Annotated in this window: 25 protein-coding genes and 1 tRNA gene; 12 read left to right on the top strand and 14 right to left on the bottom strand. The window is 61.9% G+C overall.

Going from position 1 to position 22,825, the window contains the following annotated elements:
* The first annotated feature begins 48 nt into the window (after nt 1-48).
* The gene (locus OXG30_07085) at nt 49-1,647 is read left to right on the top strand and encodes an iron ABC transporter permease (protein ID MCY4134664.1); all 1,599 of its coding nucleotides are present in this window, start codon (nt 49-51) and stop codon (nt 1,645-1,647) included.
* Between the two features lie 82 nt (nt 1,648-1,729).
* Here the strand turns inward: OXG30_07085 and OXG30_07080 are convergent, their stop codons facing one another.
* Nucleotides 1,730-3,460 (bottom strand): DNA methyltransferase, encoded by a 1,731-nt coding sequence (locus tag OXG30_07080; protein MCY4134663.1) that lies wholly within the window; start codon nt 3,458-3,460, stop codon nt 1,730-1,732.
* 82 nt (nt 3,461-3,542) lie between these two features.
* Here OXG30_07080 and OXG30_07075 point away from each other — a divergent pair, with 82 nt between their 5' ends.
* On the top strand, nt 3,543-4,097 hold the full coding sequence (locus OXG30_07075; protein MCY4134662.1) for a hypothetical protein: 555 nt from the start codon (nt 3,543-3,545) through the stop codon (nt 4,095-4,097).
* A 932-nt stretch (nt 4,098-5,029) separates the two neighbouring features.
* Here the strand turns inward: OXG30_07075 and OXG30_07070 are convergent.
* Both OXG30_07070 and OXG30_07065 read right to left on the bottom strand, forming a co-directional pair.
* On the bottom strand, nt 5,030-5,392 hold the full coding sequence (locus tag OXG30_07070) for a hypothetical protein (GenBank protein MCY4134661.1): 363 nt from the start codon (nt 5,390-5,392) through the stop codon (nt 5,030-5,032).
* A gap of 21 nt (nt 5,393-5,413) precedes the next feature.
* Nucleotides 5,414-5,599 (bottom strand): hypothetical protein, encoded by a 186-nt coding sequence (locus OXG30_07065; protein ID MCY4134660.1) that lies wholly within the window; start codon nt 5,597-5,599, stop codon nt 5,414-5,416.
* Nucleotides 5,600-5,666: 67 nt separating this feature from the next.
* On the opposite strand from OXG30_07065, the gene OXG30_07060 reads away from it, so the two are divergent.
* Nucleotides 5,667-7,355, top strand: coding sequence for a PQQ-binding-like beta-propeller repeat protein (locus OXG30_07060; GenBank protein MCY4134659.1), 1,689 nt, complete (start codon nt 5,667-5,669; stop codon nt 7,353-7,355).
* A 170-nt stretch (nt 7,356-7,525) separates the two neighbouring features.
* Here the strand turns inward: OXG30_07060 and OXG30_07055 are convergent, their stop codons facing one another.
* The 4 genes from OXG30_07055 to OXG30_07040 form a co-directional block, all read right to left on the bottom strand.
* Nucleotides 7,526-7,948, bottom strand: a complete 423-nt coding sequence (locus tag OXG30_07055; protein MCY4134658.1) for a type II toxin-antitoxin system VapC family toxin — start codon at nt 7,946-7,948, stop codon at nt 7,526-7,528.
* A 10-nt stretch (nt 7,949-7,958) separates the two neighbouring features.
* Nucleotides 7,959-8,201 (bottom strand): plasmid stabilization protein, encoded by a 243-nt coding sequence (locus OXG30_07050; protein MCY4134657.1) that lies wholly within the window; start codon nt 8,199-8,201, stop codon nt 7,959-7,961.
* A 67-nt stretch (nt 8,202-8,268) separates the two neighbouring features.
* Nucleotides 8,269-9,156 carry a DMT family transporter gene (locus OXG30_07045; GenBank protein ID MCY4134656.1) on the bottom strand — a complete coding sequence of 296 codons (888 nt, stop codon included), beginning with the start codon at nt 9,154-9,156 and terminating at the stop codon, nt 8,269-8,271.
* Nucleotides 9,157-9,160: 4 nt separating this feature from the next.
* Nucleotides 9,161-9,234 (bottom strand) — tRNA-Val (locus OXG30_07040).
* 100 nt (nt 9,235-9,334) lie between these two features.
* On the opposite strand from OXG30_07040, the gene OXG30_07035 reads away from it, so the two are divergent.
* Nucleotides 9,335-9,646 carry a hypothetical protein gene (locus tag OXG30_07035; GenBank protein MCY4134655.1) on the top strand — a complete coding sequence of 104 codons (312 nt, stop codon included), beginning with the start codon at nt 9,335-9,337 and terminating at the stop codon, nt 9,644-9,646.
* Nucleotides 9,647-9,753: 107 nt separating this feature from the next.
* On the opposite strand, the gene OXG30_07030 is transcribed toward OXG30_07035, so the two are convergent.
* Together OXG30_07030 and OXG30_07025 are read right to left on the bottom strand one after the other, a co-directional pair.
* Nucleotides 9,754-10,983: a cation:proton antiporter gene (locus OXG30_07030; protein MCY4134654.1), complete on the bottom strand. Its 1,230-nt coding sequence runs from the start codon at nt 10,981-10,983 to the stop codon at nt 9,754-9,756.
* Between the two features lie 3 nt (nt 10,984-10,986).
* Entirely contained in the window at nt 10,987-11,475 is a 489-nt protein-coding gene (locus tag OXG30_07025) for a potassium transporter TrkA (GenBank protein MCY4134653.1), read from the bottom strand.
* Nucleotides 11,476-11,695: 220 nt separating this feature from the next.
* Here OXG30_07025 and OXG30_07020 point away from each other — a divergent pair, with 220 nt between their 5' ends.
* From OXG30_07020 to OXG30_07010, 3 genes are all read left to right on the top strand, one after another.
* Nucleotides 11,696-11,986: a helix-turn-helix domain-containing protein gene (locus OXG30_07020; GenBank protein ID MCY4134652.1), complete on the top strand. Its 291-nt coding sequence runs from the start codon at nt 11,696-11,698 to the stop codon at nt 11,984-11,986.
* 1 nt (nt 11,987) lies between these two features.
* On the top strand, nt 11,988-13,280 hold the full coding sequence (locus OXG30_07015) for a HipA domain-containing protein (protein MCY4134651.1): 1,293 nt from the start codon (nt 11,988-11,990) through the stop codon (nt 13,278-13,280).
* 301 nt (nt 13,281-13,581) lie between these two features.
* Nucleotides 13,582-13,992, top strand: a complete 411-nt coding sequence (locus OXG30_07010) for an FAD-dependent oxidoreductase (protein ID MCY4134650.1) — start codon at nt 13,582-13,584, stop codon at nt 13,990-13,992.
* A 45-nt stretch (nt 13,993-14,037) separates the two neighbouring features.
* Here the strand turns inward: OXG30_07010 and OXG30_07005 are convergent, their stop codons facing one another.
* Nucleotides 14,038-14,673, bottom strand: a complete 636-nt coding sequence (locus OXG30_07005; protein MCY4134649.1) for a maleylpyruvate isomerase family mycothiol-dependent enzyme — start codon at nt 14,671-14,673, stop codon at nt 14,038-14,040.
* A gap of 94 nt (nt 14,674-14,767) precedes the next feature.
* Here OXG30_07005 and OXG30_07000 point away from each other — a divergent pair, with 94 nt between their 5' ends.
* On the top strand, nt 14,768-15,019 hold the full coding sequence (locus OXG30_07000; GenBank protein ID MCY4134648.1) for a hypothetical protein: 252 nt from the start codon (nt 14,768-14,770) through the stop codon (nt 15,017-15,019).
* Nucleotides 15,016-15,402, top strand: a complete 387-nt coding sequence (locus OXG30_06995; protein MCY4134647.1) for a hypothetical protein — start codon at nt 15,016-15,018, stop codon at nt 15,400-15,402. Before OXG30_07000 ends, OXG30_06995 begins: the two co-directional genes overlap by 4 nt.
* Before the next feature lie 159 nt (nt 15,403-15,561).
* Here OXG30_06995 and OXG30_06990 read toward each other — a convergent pair whose 3' ends face one another.
* The gene (locus tag OXG30_06990) at nt 15,562-16,143 is read right to left on the bottom strand and encodes an AAA family ATPase (GenBank protein ID MCY4134646.1); all 582 of its coding nucleotides are present in this window, start codon (nt 16,141-16,143) and stop codon (nt 15,562-15,564) included.
* A gap of 39 nt (nt 16,144-16,182) precedes the next feature.
* A complete protein-coding gene (locus tag OXG30_06985; protein MCY4134645.1) occupies nt 16,183-16,563 on the bottom strand; it encodes a hypothetical protein in 381 nt (126 codons plus the stop codon).
* Nucleotides 16,564-16,730: 167 nt separating this feature from the next.
* On the opposite strand from OXG30_06985, the gene OXG30_06980 reads away from it, so the two are divergent.
* Nucleotides 16,731-17,018, top strand: a complete 288-nt coding sequence (locus OXG30_06980; protein MCY4134644.1) for a hypothetical protein — start codon at nt 16,731-16,733, stop codon at nt 17,016-17,018.
* Between the two features lie 20 nt (nt 17,019-17,038).
* A complete protein-coding gene (locus OXG30_06975) occupies nt 17,039-17,491 on the top strand; it encodes an ASCH domain-containing protein (protein MCY4134643.1) in 453 nt (150 codons plus the stop codon).
* A 170-nt stretch (nt 17,492-17,661) separates the two neighbouring features.
* Here the strand turns inward: OXG30_06975 and OXG30_06970 are convergent, their stop codons facing one another.
* Complete coding sequence (locus OXG30_06970; GenBank protein MCY4134642.1) at nt 17,662-20,508, bottom strand: class I SAM-dependent DNA methyltransferase; 2,847 nt, start codon at nt 20,506-20,508, stop codon at nt 17,662-17,664.
* 713 nt (nt 20,509-21,221) lie between these two features.
* On the bottom strand, nt 21,222-21,812 hold the full coding sequence (locus OXG30_06965) for a hypothetical protein (GenBank protein MCY4134641.1): 591 nt from the start codon (nt 21,810-21,812) through the stop codon (nt 21,222-21,224).
* Between the two features lie 81 nt (nt 21,813-21,893).
* Here OXG30_06965 and OXG30_06960 point away from each other — a divergent pair, with 81 nt between their 5' ends.
* Nucleotides 21,894-22,808 carry an IS3 family transposase gene (locus tag OXG30_06960; GenBank protein ID MCY4134640.1) on the top strand — a complete coding sequence of 305 codons (915 nt, stop codon included), beginning with the start codon at nt 21,894-21,896 and terminating at the stop codon, nt 22,806-22,808.
* Nucleotides 22,809-22,825: the final 17 nt, after the last annotated feature.

Here is a 22,825-nt window from a genome sequence, read left to right as displayed (position 1 = left end):
TAAAGCAAGCTTTACCCTCTTGGACTCCTGTGGATAAAGTCGCTCTTTGTGCGGTCGCCGACAATCCACTCCCCGGCACTGCTGAAGGTGCTCGCCATCGTGGTAACCGTGGGATTCGCCTTTCCCGCCGGCTACTTGGTGTGGCGCAACTTCACTTTCCACAGCGATCCGCTGGGCGTGCTGTTCTCCCAGCGCACCCAGGGGCCATTGTTGCGCACACTGCGACTGGCCGTGCTGGTCTCGGCCTCCACCGCGGTGTTCGGCACCGCTCTGGCCTGGCTGACCACCCGGTGCGACGTCCCGCTCAAGCGCATGTGGCAGGCGCTGCTGCCCCTTCCGCTGGTGTTCCCCACGTTCATCGGCGCCGCGGCCTTGATCCGGACCCTCAACCCCGGCGGACTGCTGGCCGACTGGCTGGACAACCTGGGCCTGGTGTGGGACGTGGAGATACGGGGCCTATTCGGCGCGTGGCTGGCGCTCACGCTGTTCACCTATCCCTATGTGTACCTGCCCGTGGCCGCCCGGCTGCGGCGCCTGCCCGGGTCGGCCGAGGAGACCGCTCGTCTGCTGGGCGACAGCCCGCTAACCGTCATCCGCAGAGTGGTCTTGCCCCAAGCGGCGACTGCCATCAGCGCCGGCACCCTGCTGGTGTTCCTCTACGCCATCAGCGACTTCGGCGCGGTGCAGCTCATGCGTTACGACACGCTGAGCCGGGCCATCTACACCACTCGGCTGAACAATCAACCAGTGTCGATGGCCCTCAGCGTGATCCTGCTGGTGCTGGCTGCGGTGGTGGTGCTGGTTGAGCGGGGCGCAACACGGCGATATGAGCACGCCGCACCAGTGCGATCGCGGAGCCCGGTTGTCTATCGGCTGGGCCGCGCCAAACCGATTGCGGTGGCGTTTCTGATCGGATCGGTGGCGATAGCCCTGTTGGGGCCGATCGCATCGCTGGCCGACTGGACCATCGATGGCATCAGGCTGGAGGCCTCCGGCGGACGAGACCTTCTCGTGGAATGGGATGACGTGTGGGCGCCCACCTGGCACACCGCCTACGGGAGCCTTCTGGCCGCGGTGGTCTCGGTGGCTCTGGTGCTTCCCGCCGCCTACCTCGTCGTCCGCCACCGATCCCGGATCGGCACGGTTGCCAACGCCGTGATCGTGTCGGCATTCGCACTTCCCGGAATCCTCATCGGACTGGCGCTGCTGTTCTGGACCCTGAAGACCGACATCGGCAGCCACCTCCGCAACACCCTGGTGTTACTGGTGTTCGCCTACATGGTGCGCTTCGGCGGCCAAACCATGCGCACCTCCCAGGTTGCGGTGGCTGCGGTGTCTTCTCGGCTGACCGACGCGGCCCGCACCCTGGGAGCCCGATGGTTGCGCCGCTTCCGGTCGCTGGAGCTGCCGCTCATAGCCCCGGGGCTGTTAGCCGGGGGCGGGCTGGTGATGCTTTCGGTGATGAAAGAACTGCCCATCACCCTGCTCATCGCCCCGTTCGACTTCCCCACCCTCACCACCAAGGCGTTCAACAGCATCGAAGAGGCCTTCGTGGCCGAGGCTGGCATCTGGTCGGGTGTGCTCGTGGTGCTGTCGGGGGTGCTCACCTGGCTCTTCATCGTCCGCCGGGCAGATCACTTCGACTAGCGTCGGATAGGCTGCCCCTTCGGCCCTTCGAGCAGCCCGTGCTGTTCACCGACGACCTGCGGAAATTCGGCCGCCAGTTCCGCTAGATCACTTGAGCGCTGCGACGGTCCACCGTTCGATGGTTCATCTCGATGATCTCGGTCACATAGCCCAAATCGAGTTTGCTGAGATCCCATTCAGAGCAGAAGCCATGCCGGAGTAGTTCCAGATACAACAGGCTGGGGCTGGTATCGGCGTGCTCGGCAAGGTGTCGTTGGACGATCGGCTCAACGACTGATGCAGGAGGGTCGACCAGATCCACCGACGTTCTTTTAGCAGCGCGCATAGTGAGCATGAGGTCGAGCGTGGCTGTGTTCTCGAAGCCGGACGCAAGGCCCTTCACTGATCGTTGCCCCTTGTCCAGCACGGCAATAAGCTCCGGAACCACCTCTAGGCCGGAAGTTGCAATCGAGCGCTGAAGAAGTTGCCACACCTTTCCTGAGCTGTTGCCAAACAGCAGGGTGATGAAGCCTCCTGGCTTGACGACTCGAAGGCACTCTCGAAGTGCATCCGTCATCATTCGTTCGTAGCGATCAACCGTTCTGAGTTCACCCGTATCGACCCGGTCGATGACTGCCTCTTCGCGTGGGTCGGTGAACTCCGACAACCAGGCCTCCTGAAAGAGGTTCATGTCCGAGTAAAAGATGTTGGCCCCAAAAGGAGGGTCGGTAAACACGTAGTCGACTGAATGATCATCGAGGGGCAAGCTATCTGCGCTCGCAAGGAGATAAGTGACACCGGGATCGTCGTCGCAAGACCATTTGAATCGCGCTCGCCGTTCGTCACTGATCCACAGGTCGGATCGGATCGCTGCTTCCACTTTGCGGCTGAAGAGATCGAAGACGTTCCACTCGTAGAACACTGGAGCAACGTAATAGTTGGCGTTCGCCGCATTGAGCGGACGCTGACGAGACCACTGATACCGTTTGCTCGCCCTGGTCAGGATGGCCGTGAATGCGAACCGCAGCTTGTCGCGCAGGGGCTCTTCACTCACCTCGTCTATGGCGGCATGTATTGCAGCAAGAGCACAGAGATTGCGATATGAGTAAAAGGACGCTACAGAAGTTAGGCCGTGCCGACCGAGTGCTGAAGCGACATACATTTGCCGGAATTCCTCGATTGCCACATCGGGCCACCTCAGTCCCGCCGAATCAGGCTCCTGGAGCGGAGTCCGATGAGGTTGCTCAATCTGGGTGCGAGAACAGCTACAACTGATCGAGTCCACCACCGGTCTCTCGCCCAGACGCCGACACCTGCTGGTCACATGAGCACCACACAGAGAGCAGGCCATCTGAGACTTTTGCCAGTCCGAAGCCTCCAAGCTTCGATAGTAGATAACCCCTTCCCCGCAGCCAGGGCACTCCATGACTGCCGACCAGACCGTCTTTGCGACTTGAGCCATGTCGCCACACTGTTCGCACTGCACTGCGTATACCTGTCCGATGCGCTCCCCCGCCTCCGCAATGACCTCATCAGCCCGCTTGCGCAAGTGCTCTTCCGGTACTCGATTGACATAGTTGGTTCCAATGTGGCGTCCCAGTACAGACACATCGAAAAGCCGTGCTCGCCGACCTGTCATGAGCGCGGCCACTCCAGTCATCCCCGACCCAGCAAATGGATCGAGCACGATCTCACCCTCGCTGGTGAATGCCTCAATAAAGGGCACAATTCCCGCTACCGGCACTTTTGTGAGGTACGCATGAGCCATGTAAACGGGGTCGCTGCGCTTGACAGACACCATCGAAGGCAGGACTGGAAGCACGCAATCGCTCACACTCCGACCTTACCTAGCAGGGGTGACAGTTGCGGGTAATGCACCAGTACACTCCAGCAGGCATGAGCGCAGGTAGGGCATAGTGGGCTTCAAGGAGGACGCTGATTTCGCACGGTTCGTGTCCGTCGGAGCGATCGGGACAGCAGCAGTAGCCAACCACCTGGAAAATCAGTTCGGCCATCGACTAATCGAACTCGAGCGCTACGCAATGGCCAACAAGGTCTGGCAGACAAAGGTCAAGAGGCTGCGCCTTCCCGATCTCTTGTGCGTGCGGTGCGGGCTGAGGGTGGAATCTCGGGCGAAGTCGAAGTTTAAGATCATGCTGTCGCATTCAGAATCACCAGGCCGCAAATGGGACGACGGTGGGATGCGGAACGAAGACCTGTTCGCCTTCCTCCTAGCTGACATCAACCATGACCCTCCTCACTGCGGTCCTCCGATCTTCTTCACGACCGCGGCTCTTCGAGCCAGCATTTCGAATGCGAAACAGTCTGCTCCTAAGGCTGCATCAGAGGGTTCTGAGATCACGTTGACATGGCCTTGTTGGGTGCCGGCCAAGAGAGGGCGGTTTGTCCACGTCGACAAGGAGGACCGGATCGTCTTTGAAGGCGCAGACGGCAAGGTGCAGCGGTACTAGCACTGGCGGAACTGGACAGAGCCGAGATTCGTCTATTCGAACCCTGGCGACTTCTTCCAAGGAGACGAGAAGGTTCTTGCAGGGGTTGTCGCACAGGAATCGAGCCCGGTGTGCTCTGATGACTCCTGGGATCTGGTCACTGCGTTGCACTCAAGAGACCTCGTGGAACGATATGCGGCGATCAAAGCAGCGGGAGCTACGGAGCATCGAGAGCTCGTCGGCATTCTCTCTGATATAGGCGGAACCAGCCTTGAGGACTGGCGGATTCGACTCGAAGCGCAGGTAGCTCTGGCTCGACTTGAACCGACGCCATGGATCGGCCAGATCATGAGCAGATCGACCAACCTGAAGCCGAAGCTGATCAGCAGATGGAAGCGGTTCTCGCAATCTCTGAGCTCTCATCTGATGCCGCTGCCGAGGCCCTTGCTGAGATAGCAGCTCATTCAAGTCTGCCAACAGAATTGAGAGCTGCTGCCGCCTGGGGATTGGGTCAGGGTGCAGCGCGAAAGCCGGAATTGCTCCTCGACAGAATCGTCGATGCAGAACCCCTAGTGGCACTGCACCCGATCTCGGCCGTTGACGAGCTAACAAGTGGTATCCAGCGAACACTTGTCGGCTGGATGGCAGGAGATGACCCGATCCGAGCATCTGCTGCTACTCAACTTCTACAGCGCCATAGTTGTGTCGACTCGCTATTGGATGCTTGCCTAGGCGGTGGCAATGCCCGTCTTTGGTCACTTCGAGCACTCGGAGAGCTGCCACCTGCGTTGGTTAGGTGCTTGGCTGGAGATCGACTCACTCCAGACATCGAAGGGGTACTGCTCCCCATGTGGTTGGGTCAAGAGGATTGGCTCAGACAGGACGGCAAAGAGGGGCTAGATGCCCTAGACGTCCAAAAGATCCGATTCTCCTGATCAGTCTCCCTTAGCGGGCTAGGCGAATCGGGCGGAGCGCATGGCCAGGATGTCGTCTTCGCTCTGGCCGTTGCCCTCCATTGCCTCAAGCGCTTGCTCGGGGCCCTTCATGCGCAGGGGGCAGGAGACCGACACGTCCATCACCTGATTGATGCGGCCGAAGGCGATCCAGCAGCCGATGGACAGGGTCATGTCCACCATCAGCTCGTCGCTGAAGTGCTCCACCATGCGGTCCATGAACGCCTGGTCGATGGCCAAGTGGTCGGTGGCGTACTTCTCGCAGTACTCCAGGGCGTCCCGTTCGGCCTGGCTGTAGCCGTCGTATTCGTCTCTATTGCCGACGTGGAGGTAGTCGTCTTCGCTCAGATCATGTTGCGCCAACGACGCAACCCGGGTGTCCAGTCAAACCACGCAGTGGTTGATCTGGGCAATCCTCATCCGCAGCAGCTCCCGCAGCCGCACCGACAGCTTGCTCTTGTTGTACACCGCCGCGCTGAACGCCGATGCCGGAGCGGTGAGCTCCGGGCACATCATCCACAACCGATGGAGCTCCTCCGCGGGGCCATCGGGGATCTTGATACGGGCCATGCCTCCTCCTTGGCTGGGGTGCCAACACAATACCGCCCCAGTCGCCTCCAGCCCGTACAGTCGTTCCATGGACTGCGGCTGGTGGGTGTCACGGCAACTGGTGACTGTTCTTCTGGCCGCTGCGTTGGTTCTTGGGGCTTGCTCCTCGGCAGAAGATTCAGGAGAATCAACGCCACCCGCACCAGCACCCGAAGAGTCTGTTGAGCCCACGCCCACACCGGCCACGCCCGAGACCACCGCCGAGGCCCAGCCGACTGCTGAGCACACCGCTGAGACCGCCCTATCCGGCAGCCCGCCCGAGGTCATCGAGCATGCCGACGACTGGCCGCTGCCCAACAGAGATGCGGCCGCCACTCGAGCCGTGTTCAACAGCCCGATCGAATCCTCCACCGTCGACCGCTTCGAGGTGGCCTGGACTGCGGAGGTCCCCGGCGGAAGCACCTGGGGCAATCTGGCTACCACGCCGCTGATCCTGGGCGACCGGGTCTATGTTGCCGGTCTCGACGGCGGGGTCCACGCCATCGACCGCCGCACCGGAGAGAACCTGTGGACCGCCGGGCGCCGAGGCGGCCTGTACGGCCCATCGGGAGTGGCAGTGGGTTGGGGAAAGGTCTTCGCCATCAAGATCGGCGACCGAGAACGAGGTCAGATGATTGCGGCCTATAGCGCCGAGACCGGCGAGGAGATCTGGGCCACCGAGATCGCGGCGGGAGGCAGCGAGCTCAACGTGCAGCCCTTCGTGTACGACGGGATGGTGTTTGCCTCCACCAGCGGGTTCCCCGCCGGGGCTCGGGGCACCATCTACGCCTTGGACCATGCCACCGGCGAGGTGGTGTGGACGTTTGCCACCGTGGAAGACGAGACCCTCTGGGGCAACCCCGACGTCAACAGCGGGGGCGGGGCGTGGTATCCCCCGGCTCTGGACACCGACACTGGCACGTTGTTCTACGGCGTGGGCAACCCCTATCCGTTCCCCGGCGCTCCTAGCTGGCCCGCGGGGTCGAGCCGCCCGGGCGACAACCGCTGGACCAGCGGCACCGTGGCGTTAGACGTGAACACCGGGGAGCTGCGCTGGGGCTTCCAGGCCTTCCCCCACGACATCTTCGACCGGGATCACGTGCTGGTGGCCCTGGCCAAAGCAGAGGACCACGGCCTCGACCACGACGTGCTGGTGTCGGCGGGCAAGGGCGGGGTGGCGTTCGGGCACGATCCGGCCACCGGCGAGGTGCTGTGGCGTACCTCAGTGGGCCTGCACCGCAACGACAACCTCGAGGCCTTCAATTCCCCCGTCGAGGTTTTGCCGGGTGCCCAGGGGGGGATGGTCACTCCAGTCGCTATTGCCGAAGGGGTGTTCTACGCCGCGGTGGTGAACGCCCCCTCCTACTACGAGTCCGACCAGGTGAGCAGCGGCGGCGAGGGCACCCAGCTGTTCACCCGCCCCAGCAATGTGGTGGCCATCGACATCGCCACCGGCACCATCGTCTGGGACGTGGAGATCATCTCCAAGTACCCGGAGGTGCCCTCTGCCGACGTGCTTGGCGGCATGACCGTGGTGAACGATCTGCTGTTCACTTCCGCCTTCTTCGGCGAGCTGCTCGCCCTCGACCGCCACACCGGCAAGGTGGTGTGGCGCCATCAAGCCGAGGGCGCCACCAACGGGTGGCCCGCGGTGGCCGACGACATGATCATCTATCCCATCGGCCTGGTCGAAGAACCTGGAGTCCCCCACCTACTGGCCCTGCGGTTGAAGCAATAGCGGCGAAGAACCGGCTGGTCGGCTCGACTCGGGTGCCGCCGTCGGCAGCAAGGCACCGATGAAATGCGGCGCCAGCTGATCGGCCATCACAATAAAATATGTTGAGCTTGGCCACAACCCGCGAGCGTACTGCTGGTCAAGACCTCTCAGTTAGCCTCCCAACGGGCTGTTCAGCTTGCTGCCCAAGGGTCGACGAGGTCGACAGCCATGCCTTCATAGTGCCGGACATTGCGTGTTGCCACCGCCATGCCGCGAGAACGGGCGATAGCTGCGATTTGACCGTCGGACTGGGACACAGGTCGTCCTGCGGCCCGGCAGGAAGCAGCAATTTCCGCATAGGCGCGCGCCGCGTCACGGTCGAAAGGCAGCACACGACCAGAAAAGTCGTCACGCAGCATCGCCTCAACCTCTGACTCCAGAGCGTCTCGACGCTGGCCCGCTGGCATGATGGCGACGCCGTAGAGCAACTCTGCCTCGCTCACTGCGGAGAGAAACAAGGTGGTCGCGGCACGGTTAGCCACCCATGCTTCAACAGCCGAATCCGGCAGCCGGCGCATCAATTCAGAGACAACATTGGTGTCGAGAACAATCACCGTGCCTGCTTCAATCGAATCGAGGCGGCTCTGGCATGGCCTCTCTTGAGGGCAATTCCAACTCCACCCCACCGAGATGGGCGAAGCGTTCGCGAATAGCAGCAGCTAGATCGGCAGGACCCGCGTCCTGCTCAACGGCATCGCGCAAAATGAGCCGGGCCTCCTCTTCCATCGACCGACCGTGACTGGCAGCCCGTATGCGAAGCCTGATCTTGACTTCGTCGTCAAGATTGCGAATGGTGATACTCGCCATTTCTTGCCCTCTCTGGCTCCCCAAGAGCCTACCTTGGCTGAGTGATTGCAATGCAATCACTCTTCCGTTAGCTCGGAACAGCTTGAGCTCCGGGCCGGGTGGTGGCGATGGTGCCGTAGAAGACGCCGATTAGCACGATGACGGCGCCGACGGCGGCGACTGGGCGGGGCAGCTCGTTGAAGAATGCGGCAGCCCAGATGGTTCCGGCCACGGTCTCGATGGGGGCAAACAGGGCCACGTCGGCTACTGGGGCGAAGCGAGGGGCGTTGGACAGGGCCAGACGACCGAAAGGGTTGAACAACAGGCCCATGGCGGCGATCGACAGGTAGGCCCGCAAGTCGAGTGACAGCGGCGCTGCCCAGTACACCAGGGCCACCACGGTCATCACCCCGCCGATGGACAGCCCCACCAGGCGGCTCATGTCGGGATACCGGCGCCACATCGTCAGGCTCACCGCAAAGCCCAGGATGGCCAAGACGCCCAAGAGATCGCCGGTGAGGGTGGGCTCCCCCACCGAGCTGGACACAATCGCTCCGATGCCCGCCATGGTGATGGCGATGGCGATGGCCGTTGCTCGGCTGATGCGCTCCCTCAGCCATATCCAGGCACACACCGCGGCCATCAGCGGTACCGCGGCCACAATGGCCACCACGTTGGCCACTCGGGTCTGGGTCACGGCAATGACGAAGCACAGCTGGCTTCCCCCGGTGAGAGCCCCGATCACCAGCTGCTGCCAAGGATGGCGGCGGAACGCCTCCAGCGGCCAGCAGCCGTCCACCCGGTGGCTCAGTGAGGTGTAGAGGGGCACCGAGCAGCACGCCACCCAGAAGGAGACATCGACGGCGTCTGCCTCCGATAGCCGGACCCACAGCGAATCGGTGGAAACCGAGAGCATTCCCACCCCGGCGAGCAACCAGCCCAGCCGCCTTCGATCACTGGACTGGGCGACATCCATTCGGTGGGCCGTAAGGGACTCGAACCCCTGACCCCCTGCGCGTCATGCAGGTGCTCTAGCCAACTGAGCTAACGGCCCGGAATGAGTCAGGCTAGCAGGATCATCGCAACGCACAGCGACGCAATTGTGGTACAACCAGGTATCGCACCCACGGTGGGACCAGGTTGAAGGAGCGAAGATGTCAGACGCAACCACAATGGAGAAGTGCACGGTTGGCTTTGTCGCTGTCAATCGCTTCAACGCGATCGGGCTTGCTGCCATGGCGGGCATCAATGCCCTGGGGATCGCGGCACTGGGCTTGTTGAACGCAATGGGCCTGGTGACATTCGGCGCAGTCAACTCGATGGGAATTGTCACCGTCGGCGGGGTAAACGCCATCGGCCTGGTCACCCTGGGAGGGGTCAACTCCATCGGCATCGTCGCCATCGGCGGACTGAACGCCACCGGAGTCGTCGCCATCGGCGGGGGCAACGTCACCAGCATGGTGTAGGCACGGGAGCGCCATCGACCTCTGGACCAACGGCGGCCTCATGTACGTCCCGCGCCACCTCTAGAGGCCAGAGCTTTCAGACCGCTTGGGCGTCTCTGGTAGAAGAGCTAGCGAGTTGGGGACCAGCGGCGCTTGCGGAGCCGTTCGGCGAGGCGGGATTTTCGCTGCCACCGGGCCCGGTAGGACTCGCTCGGAGTGTGGAGGGTTATGGAGTCGGAGTACTGGTAGAGAACCGCGCCGACAAGGGTGAGGATGATGACGTATGTGGCGGCGAGCGCGCCGAGGTCGCTCTCGCGGGAAATGCCGAGCTCGGCGATGACGATAGAGAACTCTCCGTGGGCGATGAGGGCGGCGCCGGCCCGGGCCCGACCGGGCCTGCCAATGGCGACTCTTCCCGCGGCGACCCAGCCAGTGGCGAACTTGGTGGCGACGGTCACGGCGGCGATGACGACAGCGGCCACGGCGACATCGGGGACAAGGTCAAGATCGACTTGCAGGCCGAAGAACACGAAGAAGACGGCGGCAAAGAGGTTCCGCAGTGGCAACAGCAGCCCGCGGGCATGCGAAACGATGTCGCCCGACAGTGCCACGCCCACCACGAAGGCCCCCACCGCCGTTGACAGGTTGAGGCGCCCGGCGATGCCGGCGAAGAGCAGAGTGCCGCCGAGCAGCGTCAACAACAGCGCTTCGCTGGATTGGCTCAACGCAATGGCGCTCAGCCGGTCGCCGAACAGGTAGGCGGCACCGAGCACGCCAACCACCACGAGCAAAGAGACTATGACGGTGACGGTGGTGCTCAGCGCCGAGCCGCCAAAGAGCACCCCGGACACGATGGGCAGATACAGCACCATGGCCAGGTCTTCGATGACGAGCACGCTCAGGATCACCGAGGTCTCGTGGTTGCCGATGCGGTCGAGGTCGGCGACGAGCTTCGCCACGATGCCCGACGAGGAGATGTAGGTCACGCCGCCGAGCAGGACGGCAACGATGGGGTCGAAGCCGAGCAGCAGCCCCGCGACGAAGCCGGGCGGGAAGTTGAGGGCCAGGTCGACGGTCCCGGCCAGCGTCGACCGCCGAACGTTGTCGATCAGCTCGTGGGCGGAGAACTCGAGCCCCAGCATGAGCAGCATCAAGATGACGCCGATCTCGGCGCCCACCTCGATGAACTCCTCCGACGCCGGCAACTCGACGAGACTGCCCTCGCCCAGGGCCAGCCCCACCAGTAGGTACATCGGAAGCGCAGGCAGGCCGATCCTTCGAGCCAGGCGGGCGACGATGGCCAAGACCAACACCACCGCCCCGAGCTCGATCACAAACAGATCGCCGCCCGTGTGCATGGGCTAGCCCGATTCGTTCAGCAGCTTGGTGGCCGCCTTCACCGCGGCGGGAACGCCAACGACCACTGCCGTGCCACCGGCTTCGAGGCGGTCAGCTCCGCCTGGGATGGGAATGGAGCCCGAATCGGTGACCAGCGCGACCACGCCCGCCCCGGTTCGCGCCCTCAGCTCGGCCTCAGCCAGGGTGAGCCCGGCGAGGGACGACTTCGGGTCGACCGTTACCCACGAGATCACGAGATCCTCGAGGCGGTGCACGACGTCGTCTAGATGCTCCAGAACCGGGTTGCCCCCCAACAGCTCGCCGAGGGTGTGGCCCTCGTCCTCGGTCAACACCACGCTCTCGCAGGCGCGGTCAACGTCCTGTTCGTCGTAGACCACCAGATCGCGCCGACCGGTCTGGTGGACGACCACACCGACGCAACGGCCCGCGCTCGTTTCCAGGTCGAAGCGAACCCCCACACCGGGCAAATCAGTTTCGGTTGCCTTTCCCACCGGTCTCTCCTTCCAGTCGTCGTCGAGGCGTCATCCGCCATATTGACAGAACAGCACCGCTAAAGGGGCCTGGATGGGTGTTCGCAACGGCTAGCGTTAAGTCACGTTCGTCGCTGCTCTGCTACCGTTCGGTGTCGCTGTTGCTATGTTACCGTTCGGAGGCGTAATTTCGTTGTGAGCGTTCGGTGTCACGTAGGGGTTGAGCAGCTAGGATTGGCCCATGCCAGCCGACGAGGCATCCGCAACCGGTGTGCCGGTGTTCACGCCGTCTGATTTGGGGCACGCCATCAGATTCGCCCGCCAGGACAAGAACATGACCCAGACTGCGTTCGCCGCCGAAATGGGCGTGTCACGCAAATGGGTGTCAGAGGCGGAGAACGGCAAGTCGAGCATCGAGGTCGGGCTGGCCATCGACGCCCTCCGGCAGGCGGGATACATGCTCGTGATGGTCAAGCGAGCCGAGCCGGAGTTCGACTTCGAAGCGCACCTGCGGTCTTTGACGGAGTTCTAGGGTGGAGCTTTCCGTGCTCATCGGCGGGAAGGTCGCCGGTTCCCTAGACCTCACCGACCGTCATCCGTCGTTCGAGTATGCGCCCGCCTACATTCAGGCAGGGGGTCCGCCCCTGTCGATCCGGTTTCCCCTGTCGAGGCTGCGGGCCGAGGGAACGGAGCTTCGCTGGTGGCTTGAAGGGCTCTTGCCCGACGACACCGACACGATTCGCAGCCTCAAAAGGGAGCACGGCCTCCAGGGCGGGGACTACTTGCGGATTCTGGGCACCCCGATGGGAGCGGACTGCGCTGGAGCAGTTCAGTTCTGTCCGCCCGAGAAGGTCGATCACCTGCTCTCGGAAGCCGGCGAAACAGAGCCGACCACCGAGGATGAGATTGCAGCGTGGCTGGAGCGGATACGCGTCGATCCCGGCAATCGGGCCTTTCGCGTCGGAAGGGCCGACTCCGGATTCAGCTTGGCCGGAGCGCAACCGAAGGTGGCGGTGCGCCGCACGCCTGACGGCGGCTGGGTTGTGCCAGATGGGCCGATACCCACCACCCACATCATCAAATTGGCAAGACAGGACACGTTCGCCCACGAGGCCGTGACCGAGCATCTGGTCATGGAGACGGTTCGGCGCATGGGGGTGGCAGCAGCCCGCACCAAGCCCGCCCGATTCGGCGGGACAGAGGTGCTGGTGGTCGAGAGGTTCGACCGTACCGGCGATGGCACGGCCCGCATCCACCAGGAGGATTTCTGCCAGGCGCTCGGATACAGGCCAGACAGGAAATACGAGGGTGATGGAGGCCCTGCTCCCGAGGAGATCGCCCGCGTGCTGCGGCAGGCTGACCCCAGCAACGCCGATGCGAACCTGAGGAGGTTCAGGGACTCGCTGCTTTGCCAATGGCTTGTGGCCAGTATCGACGGCCATGCAAAGAACCACTCTGTGATGCTTCTTGGGCAGGGAACAGCCCATCTGGCCCCCGTCTACGATCTCAACAGCTGGCTTCCGTACCGGCAAACCACCCCAACACATCTGCTCCGCATGGCGATGAGAATCGGAAGCGATTTCACAATCGAAAGTGCCGACTCTCCCGAGGCCATGACACTCACCGCCGAACGGCTCGGACTCAACCCGAAAGAGACCGCTGAGCGGGCCGCTGAACTCGCCGACAAACTCCCCTGGGCACTAGGCGAGACCGCCAAGTCGCTGCCTCAGGAAATGGGTAAACTGCCTATAGTCGGACTCCTCCACGACGACCTGTCGGTCCGCGCTTCCGATTGCAAAGAGATAGCAGAGACAGCCGCCCAATAGGCCGAAATGGAGAGACAGATTGCCGACGGTACGTTTGGGTCTGATGCTGTGACAGATGAAGAATTGGAGAGGAAGCTACTCGGCTAAGGCCTGTTCGACACGTATGAAATCGCTGTGTGCGCCGATACGGGCGAGGCCATAGGATATCGCCAGCGCCAAGTGGTCGCGGTTAGTCAAAGACCTAGAGGAACTCCGCCAAGCAGCCCAACGAACGGCAGAACGCCTGGCTCAATGACCGATTGGTCAAGCTTTCCGACCATCCGAATCACCCCAGAGACCCGGCTTTGGCGCATCCACAACCTTGGGAATCATCCGGATCACCTTTCTGCCCGCATGCGCGCCTCCGGGCAAGAGCATCCTCGACCTGCTCATCGGCCTCGACCGGGCCAAAGAGCTCATCCCCCAAGACCACGAAGAGGTAAAGCGCCAAATGCTGGGCGCCGCTCGCCAAAACGCCCCGCCCGGCTCCGCTCTTCCCGGCGACGAAGAGGGCCTGTTCTACCGCGTCTACCGCTGGGAAGAGGCCCTGTGCATGGGAAAGCCCGGAATGCTCGCCAAGATGGCCGAGATCCCGGGCCAGCTTGCCGGACGCATCGACAACCTGTTCTTAGCCGGCGACTACATGGGCATCCCCTCAGTCAACGGCGCTCTCTCCAGCGGCCATCGCGCCGCCACCCAGGCCGCAGACCTATTGGCGTCTCGCGCCAGCTAGGCAGGGCGACCGGCGCTGGTGACGCTCGCCCCGACTACAGAGGCTTCAGCCGAGGCGGTTACCCAACATCTCGGCGCCGTCTCCGCTCAATTCGGACAGTGCGATGGGCCGGTTGGTGACCGCCAACAAGATTGCCTCTGCCGGTCCTGACACCAACGCCCCGTCACCGACCGACCAATCCATATCGGATGCCTCGAATCGAAGGCCCTTGGTCCGCTTTCCCGGCACAAAGCCAATAGCGCGACCACCGCAGCAGTAATCGAGAGCGGCACGCAATCCCTCAGGGTGCAGCGTTGCTGAGATACCGAGCGGTCGTTCGATGTCGCGGGTATGGATCAGGACATCGGTCAAAGGCGCTATGGGGCCGACAATCGGCGGAGCAATCCGCTTGCCAGCCAGCTGCTGGCGATACTTCGCCAGCAGCTGGCCGGGGTCTTGCGAGCCATATTCGCAAGCCACGTCGGCGGCGTAACCGTCGTAGCTCCGGGCCCGAAACGACCGCCACAAGAAACGTCCAGCGGGAATGTCCAAGATGGTGACCAGGTGACCCACCACATCGCGCACCCGCCACTTCTCGCACAACGACCGCGCGTTCCACTGCTTATCGCTCAAGTCGTCGAGAACGCCGATCAAGCGATGGCGCTGCGCCGTGACAGCATCGAACAAAGCCGCTTTCTCCATCGCCGAACCATACAGATGAAGGGACATCCAAGCCTTCCATTCTGCGGGGTTAAACGTGAACTTCGTTGTCCGAGAGTGTGTGTATAGTAGGCGTATGCCGCGCATGCAGGTATATCTGCCGGTCGAACTCTACGACGCAGTCAAGGAACGGGAGCTTTCGCCATCGGAGCTTCTTCAGGCATCGATACGCGCTGAGCTTCGACGCGAGGCGCTGCTTGAAGAGACTGTCCGATATCTCAGCGAGCTTCTCGAGGATGTTGGCGAACCCTCTGAGAAGGCCATCGCCAAGGCAGAGGCCCTGTCGCAACGCATCCGAGCCAATGTCTCGGCAACCGCGGCGCGTTGACCAGGCTCGTTCTCGACTCGGGCGGCGTCAGCCATCTCGCCACGCGACGCCAGAAGGCAGTTGCTCTGATTGCAGTGTTCCAGCGCGATGGGCTGTGGCCGCCTCTTGTTCCCTCCGTCGTGCTCGCCGAAACGGTCACTGGCCGACAACACAATGACGCAAACATCAACCGCTTCCTGAAGACCTGCAACATCGTTGAAGAGGTGTCTGAGGGTCTCGCCCGTCGAGCCGGCGCCTTGCGTACAGTGGCGGGTCAGGGCTCGGCCATCGACGCCCTCGTGGTCGCCATAGCCGAACCCGGCGGTGCTGTACTCACCACCGACCTCACCGACCTTCGTGCCTTGGCCAGCCATAGCGACGGAGTCCACGTACACCGGCCCTGAGAATTCAGCACCTGTTACCGTCCAAATTCCACCTGCCTCGTGGTAGGTTTCCTATACCACCCCTATCGCTTCGCCGGTAGGGTCGAGACCGCCGTCTGACGGCGGTCTCTGTCATTTTGCGGACGCGGCGAATTCGTCTTTCGGATTGCTGCCAGGCGATCAGCGTCCGAGGGCTTCCAGTTCGGAAGGCACCCAGTCTGGCCAGGCAGGGATCCCGACGGGTACTCCCCTGTCGAGCTCGGCCACCAGTCTGAACGGGTTGCGGGCTGACGTGTTGTCGTAGAAGAAGGCTTCGTCGCACATACCTGCCGCTTCTGCCACCAGTCCCCACAGACGCCGGTACCGGCCCCGGATCTTCTCCTCGGGGACCCGGTGCCCTCCGGAGCGGACGCGGGTGCGAACCCGTGCGACCGCGAGGTCCTCCGGCACCATGACGACGTGCATGGCCACGATGTAGCCAACTTCCATGGTGGCGCGGACGAAGTCGACTTTGGACGGGTGGGAGAACACAGTCTCAGCTACAAACGACCGCCCTGCGGCGATCAGCTCAAAGCGCCGTTCTGCAGCAGCAGCGGCAGCCTCATAAGCACGGGACTCTTCTTCGCCGGGCCATCGCTCCGCGGCAATCAAGTCGGCGTTCACGAACTCAAGGCGGGACTGGGCCGCGAACCGTCCGGCGAACAGGGTCTTGCCAGCGCCGTTCGGCCCTGCGACCACGATCAGCGTTCGGGCGCCATCCACCTGCTCAGCCCGCCGCAGCAGACGACCCGGCTACCATGATTAGCGACTGGGCACAGCTGTTGAGCTAGCCGGCTCGCGGACGACAACTTCACCGCTCTCGTCCAGCTCGGCGAATGGGAGGCCCTTGGCAACGAACTCCGCCTCCAAATCGAGCGATTCGCGCCAGTGCTTCATCTCCTCGGCCCACACGGCCCGCACTATCGCCTGGGCGCGGGGGTCATCGAGGTCGTCGTAGTGGGTTTCGCCGTTGAGGACGGCGGCAATATCGCTGTGGGGGATTTCGCGCGACCTCTCCATTTCGCGCCCGATCCGAGCCCAATGGGATATCTGCTGGGCAGCGCTGCGGTCCATGGCCGGGGCCGCCGCCTTGGCCGAGGCGTACACGCCGTCGTCGATGCGAATGGGAATGCTCAGTGGCATGCCAAGACCTCCTTGCACAATCGTAGCAGACAGCTACAAAGATGACAGACTGCAATTCCCCACGATTCAGTGTCAACTTTTGTTGACATCAACCTGATGGACCGTTACCTTGAACAGGCCGTCATCGCGCCCAGTGCTCGCAAACACGGCATCGGAGTGTGGAACTGATGAACAGTCGAGAAAAGCGGTTGGCCGAAAAGCTGGCTGCCTTTGAGAAATGGGCTGACGAGGTCGACCCGGCTGATCTGAAGTTCATTGACTCATCATCACTGAAGCTGGTGGAGAAGCTGGCCGACCAACGCGACTGGCTTGAGACTGAGCTGGCTCAAGCAGTTGTCTCCGCTCGAGAAGACGGCTGGTCATGGGCAATGATCGGGATAATGCTCGGCGTCAGTCGCCAGGCAGCTCAGCAGAGGTATGGCGCAGCCGCCGCCGAACTGGCACAGTCGCAGTAGCCCGTCAACGTTGAGGCGAAATGACTGAGGAGATTGAAGCGCTCGATCAGAACCGGATGATCGTCCTCTCGCTCAAGCCGAGATTCGCTGAGGCCATCCTTGCCGGGACAAAGACTGTCGAGCTGCGCCGCACGACACCAAAGATCGAAGTCCCGACGCGTGCGCTGTTGTATGCGTCGACACCGGTGCGGGCGTTGCTTGGCACATGCATCATCACAGACGTCAGAACGGCCAACCTCACAGCCCTATGGCGCGAGTACGGCTCAAGATCCGAGTTGTCCCACAACGAGTTCAAGCGTTACTTCGAGGGACTGGACATCGGCACCGCGCTGGCCTTGTCGCATCAGCAGCCCCTAGACAGGATCGTGCCCCTCCAAGACCTCCGGGCAAAACCAAGAGGTTTCCGACCTCCACAGAGCTTCGCCTACGTCGACACCAAGACCGGCAACCGACTTCTAAGGATGGCCGCCTAGCCCTTTAGCCCATGCAAGATGTGGTGCGTGAGGCGAACCCAACTCAGTGGCGGGGTGAAGCTCCCCCAGGTTCGCACGAGCTGGTTTGATTGGGTCGTGGTCTCAAGGTAGGGCTCTTCTCACACAGTCCTGGCAAGTGTGCGAAGAGCGCAACTCAAGCCATAACCAATTCAGAGGGCGGCGTTGAGGTCTCGAAGGTTCCGGAGGGCGGAATCATCCGAAATGTCGGTTGGCCAACCGTAGGCCCCAGCGACGGCAGCATCTAGGGCAGCATGTGCATTGTCTAGCCACTGCGGGCGGTCGTTGTAGAGATTCGTCAAGGTGCGCTTCTTGAGTTCCTTCGCGGCATTCTCATTGCGGGGTTGGGGCAACCTTGGATATCCGGGAACTGGAGCTTCCACCCATTCGACCCATTCAGGCGGGTTGATCCACCGGTCACGAAGTGCGACAAGTTCGCGTGCAGCTTCGGCGATCGCTCCTGCCCTGGGGTCGGACGCGCACTCATCAGGAGCAATATTCGGCGTCAATCCGCTAGGAAACGGGAAGGTAGCAAAGGTCGTAGTGTGGGTGTAGCGCGGTCGGTCTTCCAAACTTGTGCCAAGCCTTAGCGACCAAATCTCGTGGAACCGACTGTGGAGGATCCCGAAGGTCGTGTCATCGTCCCGAGCTATGACGATCAGTTGGTGATCAGGGCAGATTCGAGTGTCGTACCAGACAAAGACGCGGTGTTTGGCGACAGTGGGTGTTGCGATGTAACGCGATACCCCCTCAAGTGCATTCCACATTCCCTGCCTCGGCTCCACATGGCGCCACCAGTGCTCGCGATATGTGGCTCGACGGTTGTTTTGCCGCATCGGCTTGACGTGCTGCTCCACCCATTCGAACGGCTCTTCATACAAAGCGGCTGCGTACTCAGACATTACCCAGCCGAAGTCGATGATCCATTTGCCAGCTGGCCGTCGCGTTACGTCCATGCCATTCACCCACGGCTTCAGTACGTCGGTGTTGTTGCGACCGTTCGGATTGGCAGGCAATTGGAGCCATTCGAGGGCGAGGTCTCCCCCGATATCGAAGGCTCCTCCTTTGGTATCGCCCATGTAGGCAACATCGGCATTCTGCGGGAGTCGTCTGATTGTCTTGGGATCAACACCTTCGCTGCCGTGCCGTGCTGTCAGATCGGTGTAAATCTCGTCGACTTCCCGTCCATCGAGTAGGACTTGCCCAACCGCGTCGACATCTCGCGAAAAGCAAATGAGAGAGACTCGCACAGACGCTCCGTCAATGGTCCACTGTTCGTCGCTCCACGCGTCGAAAATTGGCCTGTTTTCGGTAGCAGCCTGAAGAGTCCTTCGGTTCGCGCCACCCCTAATCGAATTGGTTGCTACCAGCCCAGCGCGCTTCGCCTTTCCCTCTGCAATCTGCCTACCGGCTTTCTCGAACCAGTAGCAGACCAAATCCGCTTCTGCAGGGACGCGGTTTGAAAAGACGTCGAATAGGCGGTCCACATAGTCCTCGCCAAGATGCGTCTTGAGGAGCTTTCCACCGAGAAAAGGCGGATTTCCTATCACCACGTCAGTCACTGGCCAATCTGGCTCGGCGCCGTCCGCTGTCATGATCGCGTCACGACACTCGATCGTGTCCAGGGGCTTCAGAATCGGCTCCTCGATTCCCGTGAAGCCGTTGCGGCGCATCCACTGGATGTGGCCAATCCAGACCGAAACGCGCGCCAGTTCCGCGGCGTAAGGATTGATCTCAATTCCCTTAACGTTCGCGGGATCGACTTCGGGAAAATCGCGCTCAAAGCCCAGCGCCTCCGCTTCCACCTGCACTTGATGCTCGAGGTCCTTTAGCGCATGCAGGGCCAAATAGAGAAAGTTCTCCGAGCCACAAGCTGGATCCAGCACTGTGAACGAACGCAATCGGCTAAGAAACTCCCGGTACCGCCGCTCGGCCCTATTGCGCTGTGTCGTCCGGGCTCCAGCTGACTTCGCCGCTTCGGCTCGTTCCAATTCCGAGGCGATTTCAGCTAATTCTCTTTCCCACTCAGCGAGCCACGGTCTGATCACCACCGGATCGATGAGCTGCATGATCTTGTCGCGATCTGTGTAATGCGCCCCGAGTTGCACGCGTTTGCCGGGGTCGAGCCCGCGCTCGAAAAGCGTCCCAAGGATCGACGGGTCGATTTCTGACCAGTCGAGCTTCGAGGCTTTCAACACCGTCTCGATATCAGACTTCTCCAATGGCAGCGCGGAATTGTCCTCGAACAGGCCTCCGTTGAAGCAGGCAACCTGCTCGAAGCCGACCCGGCCACCAGAAGCCATCTCTTGGAAGAGATTGCCCGCAAGGTCAGTAAAGCTCTCGGGCTCCTTTCGGGCCTGTTCCAACATCCGTTCAAACAAGTTGTTCGGAAGCAAAGAGACATCGTCAGCGAACATGCAGAAGATCAGACGATTGACGAAATGGGCGACTTCCTCTGGGTCGTGCCCACGTTCCCTCAGAGCAAGAGCCAGAGAGGCGAACGATTCCGCAGCGTCCTCTGTCAACGACTGCCGGGATTGGCCCGGCCGTAGCCGCTCAGGGTCCGTGAATGCCCATTTGAGGATGTCACGGGTCCCTGCGTCATTCAGGTCCTCCAAGGCAAACTCGTAGGTCTTGCTGACGCTGTTCGTCCAATTGGTGCGAATCCGGATGCTCTCCATATCGGAGACGATCAATAGCGGCGGGTTCTCCAACGCGGAGGAATACTGCCGCAACTGCTCAAAGGCCTTGTCGAGATTGGCCTTCTTCCCCTTGTATTCCCAAGCGAAATGGTGGCGTTTCCACACGTCGGCCCAGCCATCACCGCCGGTCTCCTTGCGCGCCCCCCGCTCAAAGCAGTACTCCTCGCCAGTAGGGTCAGCCTTTGCCGGAGTCAACTCGCCTAACAGTTCACACAGGTCTATGAAATGCTCCTGCGACCCTGAGCTCTCCTTGAGCGTGGATGACCCCCACTTGGTGATGAAGTCCTGCGGCGTCACGGTCAGGCCCTCAGCAACTCCGTGTGGTGGCAACGGCGGAAACCATTCCCATCACGAGCAGCCAGCAGCCTGCGGCCGCCTATACGTCCAACGACACATGGCATGCCTTCACCGGAGCTTCGGTCATATGTCTGCATCCCGTGGCCACCGCAGTCGTCTTGCTGCATGAAGCGCGATCTTAGGAGCGGGTCAACCCATTGTGACACTGGAGGCACTCGCCCAAAATCCAGGTTGCTTTGTTACGGAGTCGTGGCAAGCCCAAGGTACGGCTGGATGTGGAACACCCTCGCCTGGCCAAACCAAGGATCACGGACCAGATCGACCAGCCGAAGGTCTACCCTTCTCCCATTCCTTCGCCGCCTCTCGCGTGGTTCGCCGTCCTACCTGTCGAATGTTGCCGCTGCCGTGCTGACGACGCAGTTCGCCTTCTCTGCGATCAAGATCGTTCGTGATCCCCGAGTGAATGATCCGGTCATTTCGATCTACAAACTGGTACTTGTAGGTATCTCGTTCCGGCACCATAACCGCCTTTCTGGTCCCGCTTAATCACATGCGTGTAAGCAGTGTACCACCTGTTTTCTCGTTCACAACATGGGCGTATTGGGGCTGTCGCAGGCACGCCTGAGAGCCAGGTGCTGCCTGTCTCCACTTAAGGATAGGCCTTCACAAAATCGCTTCCCAGGCTCAAGGCCCTTTGGCCATACCAGGGCAGTTCAGTGTCCACGCAGAGAAGTCTTTGGGAGTACCGCCCTGCGCTCAGGTCGGTGTTCATTTATCTCATACTCATCCCCGCTGATCGGCCATGCTAAGCCCCTATAGGGAACGTCTATTGATACTGCCGCGGGGTAAAGGCACTGAGCATCAACCGTGCGAACGTCTTCAAGTATCGTCAGCAGCGCTTCCTCTTCGATCTTGACGGTCAGTGGTTCACTCTGGTCGTGCGTCTCGCAGCCACAGTCTGCATAGAACTTGAGGCACTGGGGGCATCTCAAGTGCCTACTGATGCGCTCCCATTTCTTTGGGGGTGGGGTATGCAAGAGATATCCCCGGAAGGGCTGCACGTTGGCGTGCCCCAACATGTTGCGCCATATGACGACCCGTTCAACGGCTTCCTGGGTGTCTTGACCCAAATTCAGTTGTGGCACGGCAGCCAGGAATCGTTCCTTGATGGTCGCGAAATCGTGCTTACCCAACTCCATCCTCTGACGGGAGAAGTCGCGGGGGTGCGGCCCCCGCCCAAAAGCGCTGGTGTAACGGAATCGCATGTCTTCATCGCCCTCGCAGAGCACAACAAGATCAACCATCGCAGTTTCACACCAGCTAAGGAACATAAGGCCCTTGAGGTTCCCCCCTTTTCGTGGAGGCATGCTCTATGAGGAGGGGCTGTGTCCAGACTGCGAAGGAGTTTCGACCGGGGGTTCCGTGATGGGGCTGTTCGGATCGTCAAGGAGGCCGGCCGGCCGGTGGCCCGTGTGGCCCGGGAGCTGGGTGTGAACGAGGGCACGCTGGGGAACTGGGTTCGCCAGGACCAGGCCGCGCGGTCCGGCGGGCTGTCGGCCGATGAGCGGGCCGAGCTGGCGAGGCTCCGCAAGAGGGTGGCTGAGTCGGGGGATGGAGCGCGATGTCCTCAAACGATCCGCGGTCGTTTGGGTGAGCGGGGCAACGCGGTGACCGCAGGGTTCATCGCATCCCAGAGGACCGACCACGGTGTGCCTCACGCGGTGTCGTTGCGGGCGCTGGATGCAGCTTCCTCGACGTTCTACAAGCACCTCGACCGGCCGCTGACCCAGATGCAGGTCCGCCGCCGGGCGACCGACGCCGAGGTGAAGAGGGCGTTCGACCGCTCCCAGGGGACCTACGGGTCCCCCAGGGTGCGCGCCCAGCTGCGCCGGGACGGCCTGTCGGTGTCGAAGAAGACGGTGGAGGCGTCCATGGCCCGCCAGGGCCTGTCCGCCCGCCCCAAAAAGAAGAAAGGCCTGACCAGCCAGAACCCCGCCCCTGCGGCCCCCGAGGACCTGCTGGGGCGCGACTTCAGCGCTGATGGGATCGACCAGAAGCAGTTTGGGGACTTCAAAGAGGTCAAGACCGCCGAGGGCCCGGTGTTCTCAGCGACGGTGCTGGACCTGTGCTCGCGGCGCATGGTCGGGTTCGCCACCTCCGATGACTATCCGACCGCGGAGCTGGCCAAAGCAGCGATCAACACCGCCGTGGCCACCAGGGGCGGGAACATCGACGGCGTGATTTTCCACTCCGACAAGGGATGGGTCTGTCAGGAATTTTGTGTATCGGGCGTGATCTGAGGGTCCGCGGCCGGGTG

Source organism: bacterium, assembly GCA_026708015.1.
In the GTDB taxonomy this organism is placed as follows: Bacteria; Actinomycetota; Acidimicrobiia; order Acidimicrobiales; family Bin134; genus Poriferisocius.
Note: the sequence above shows the minus strand (reverse complement) of the source record. Positions and strands in the feature narration are given on the sequence as shown.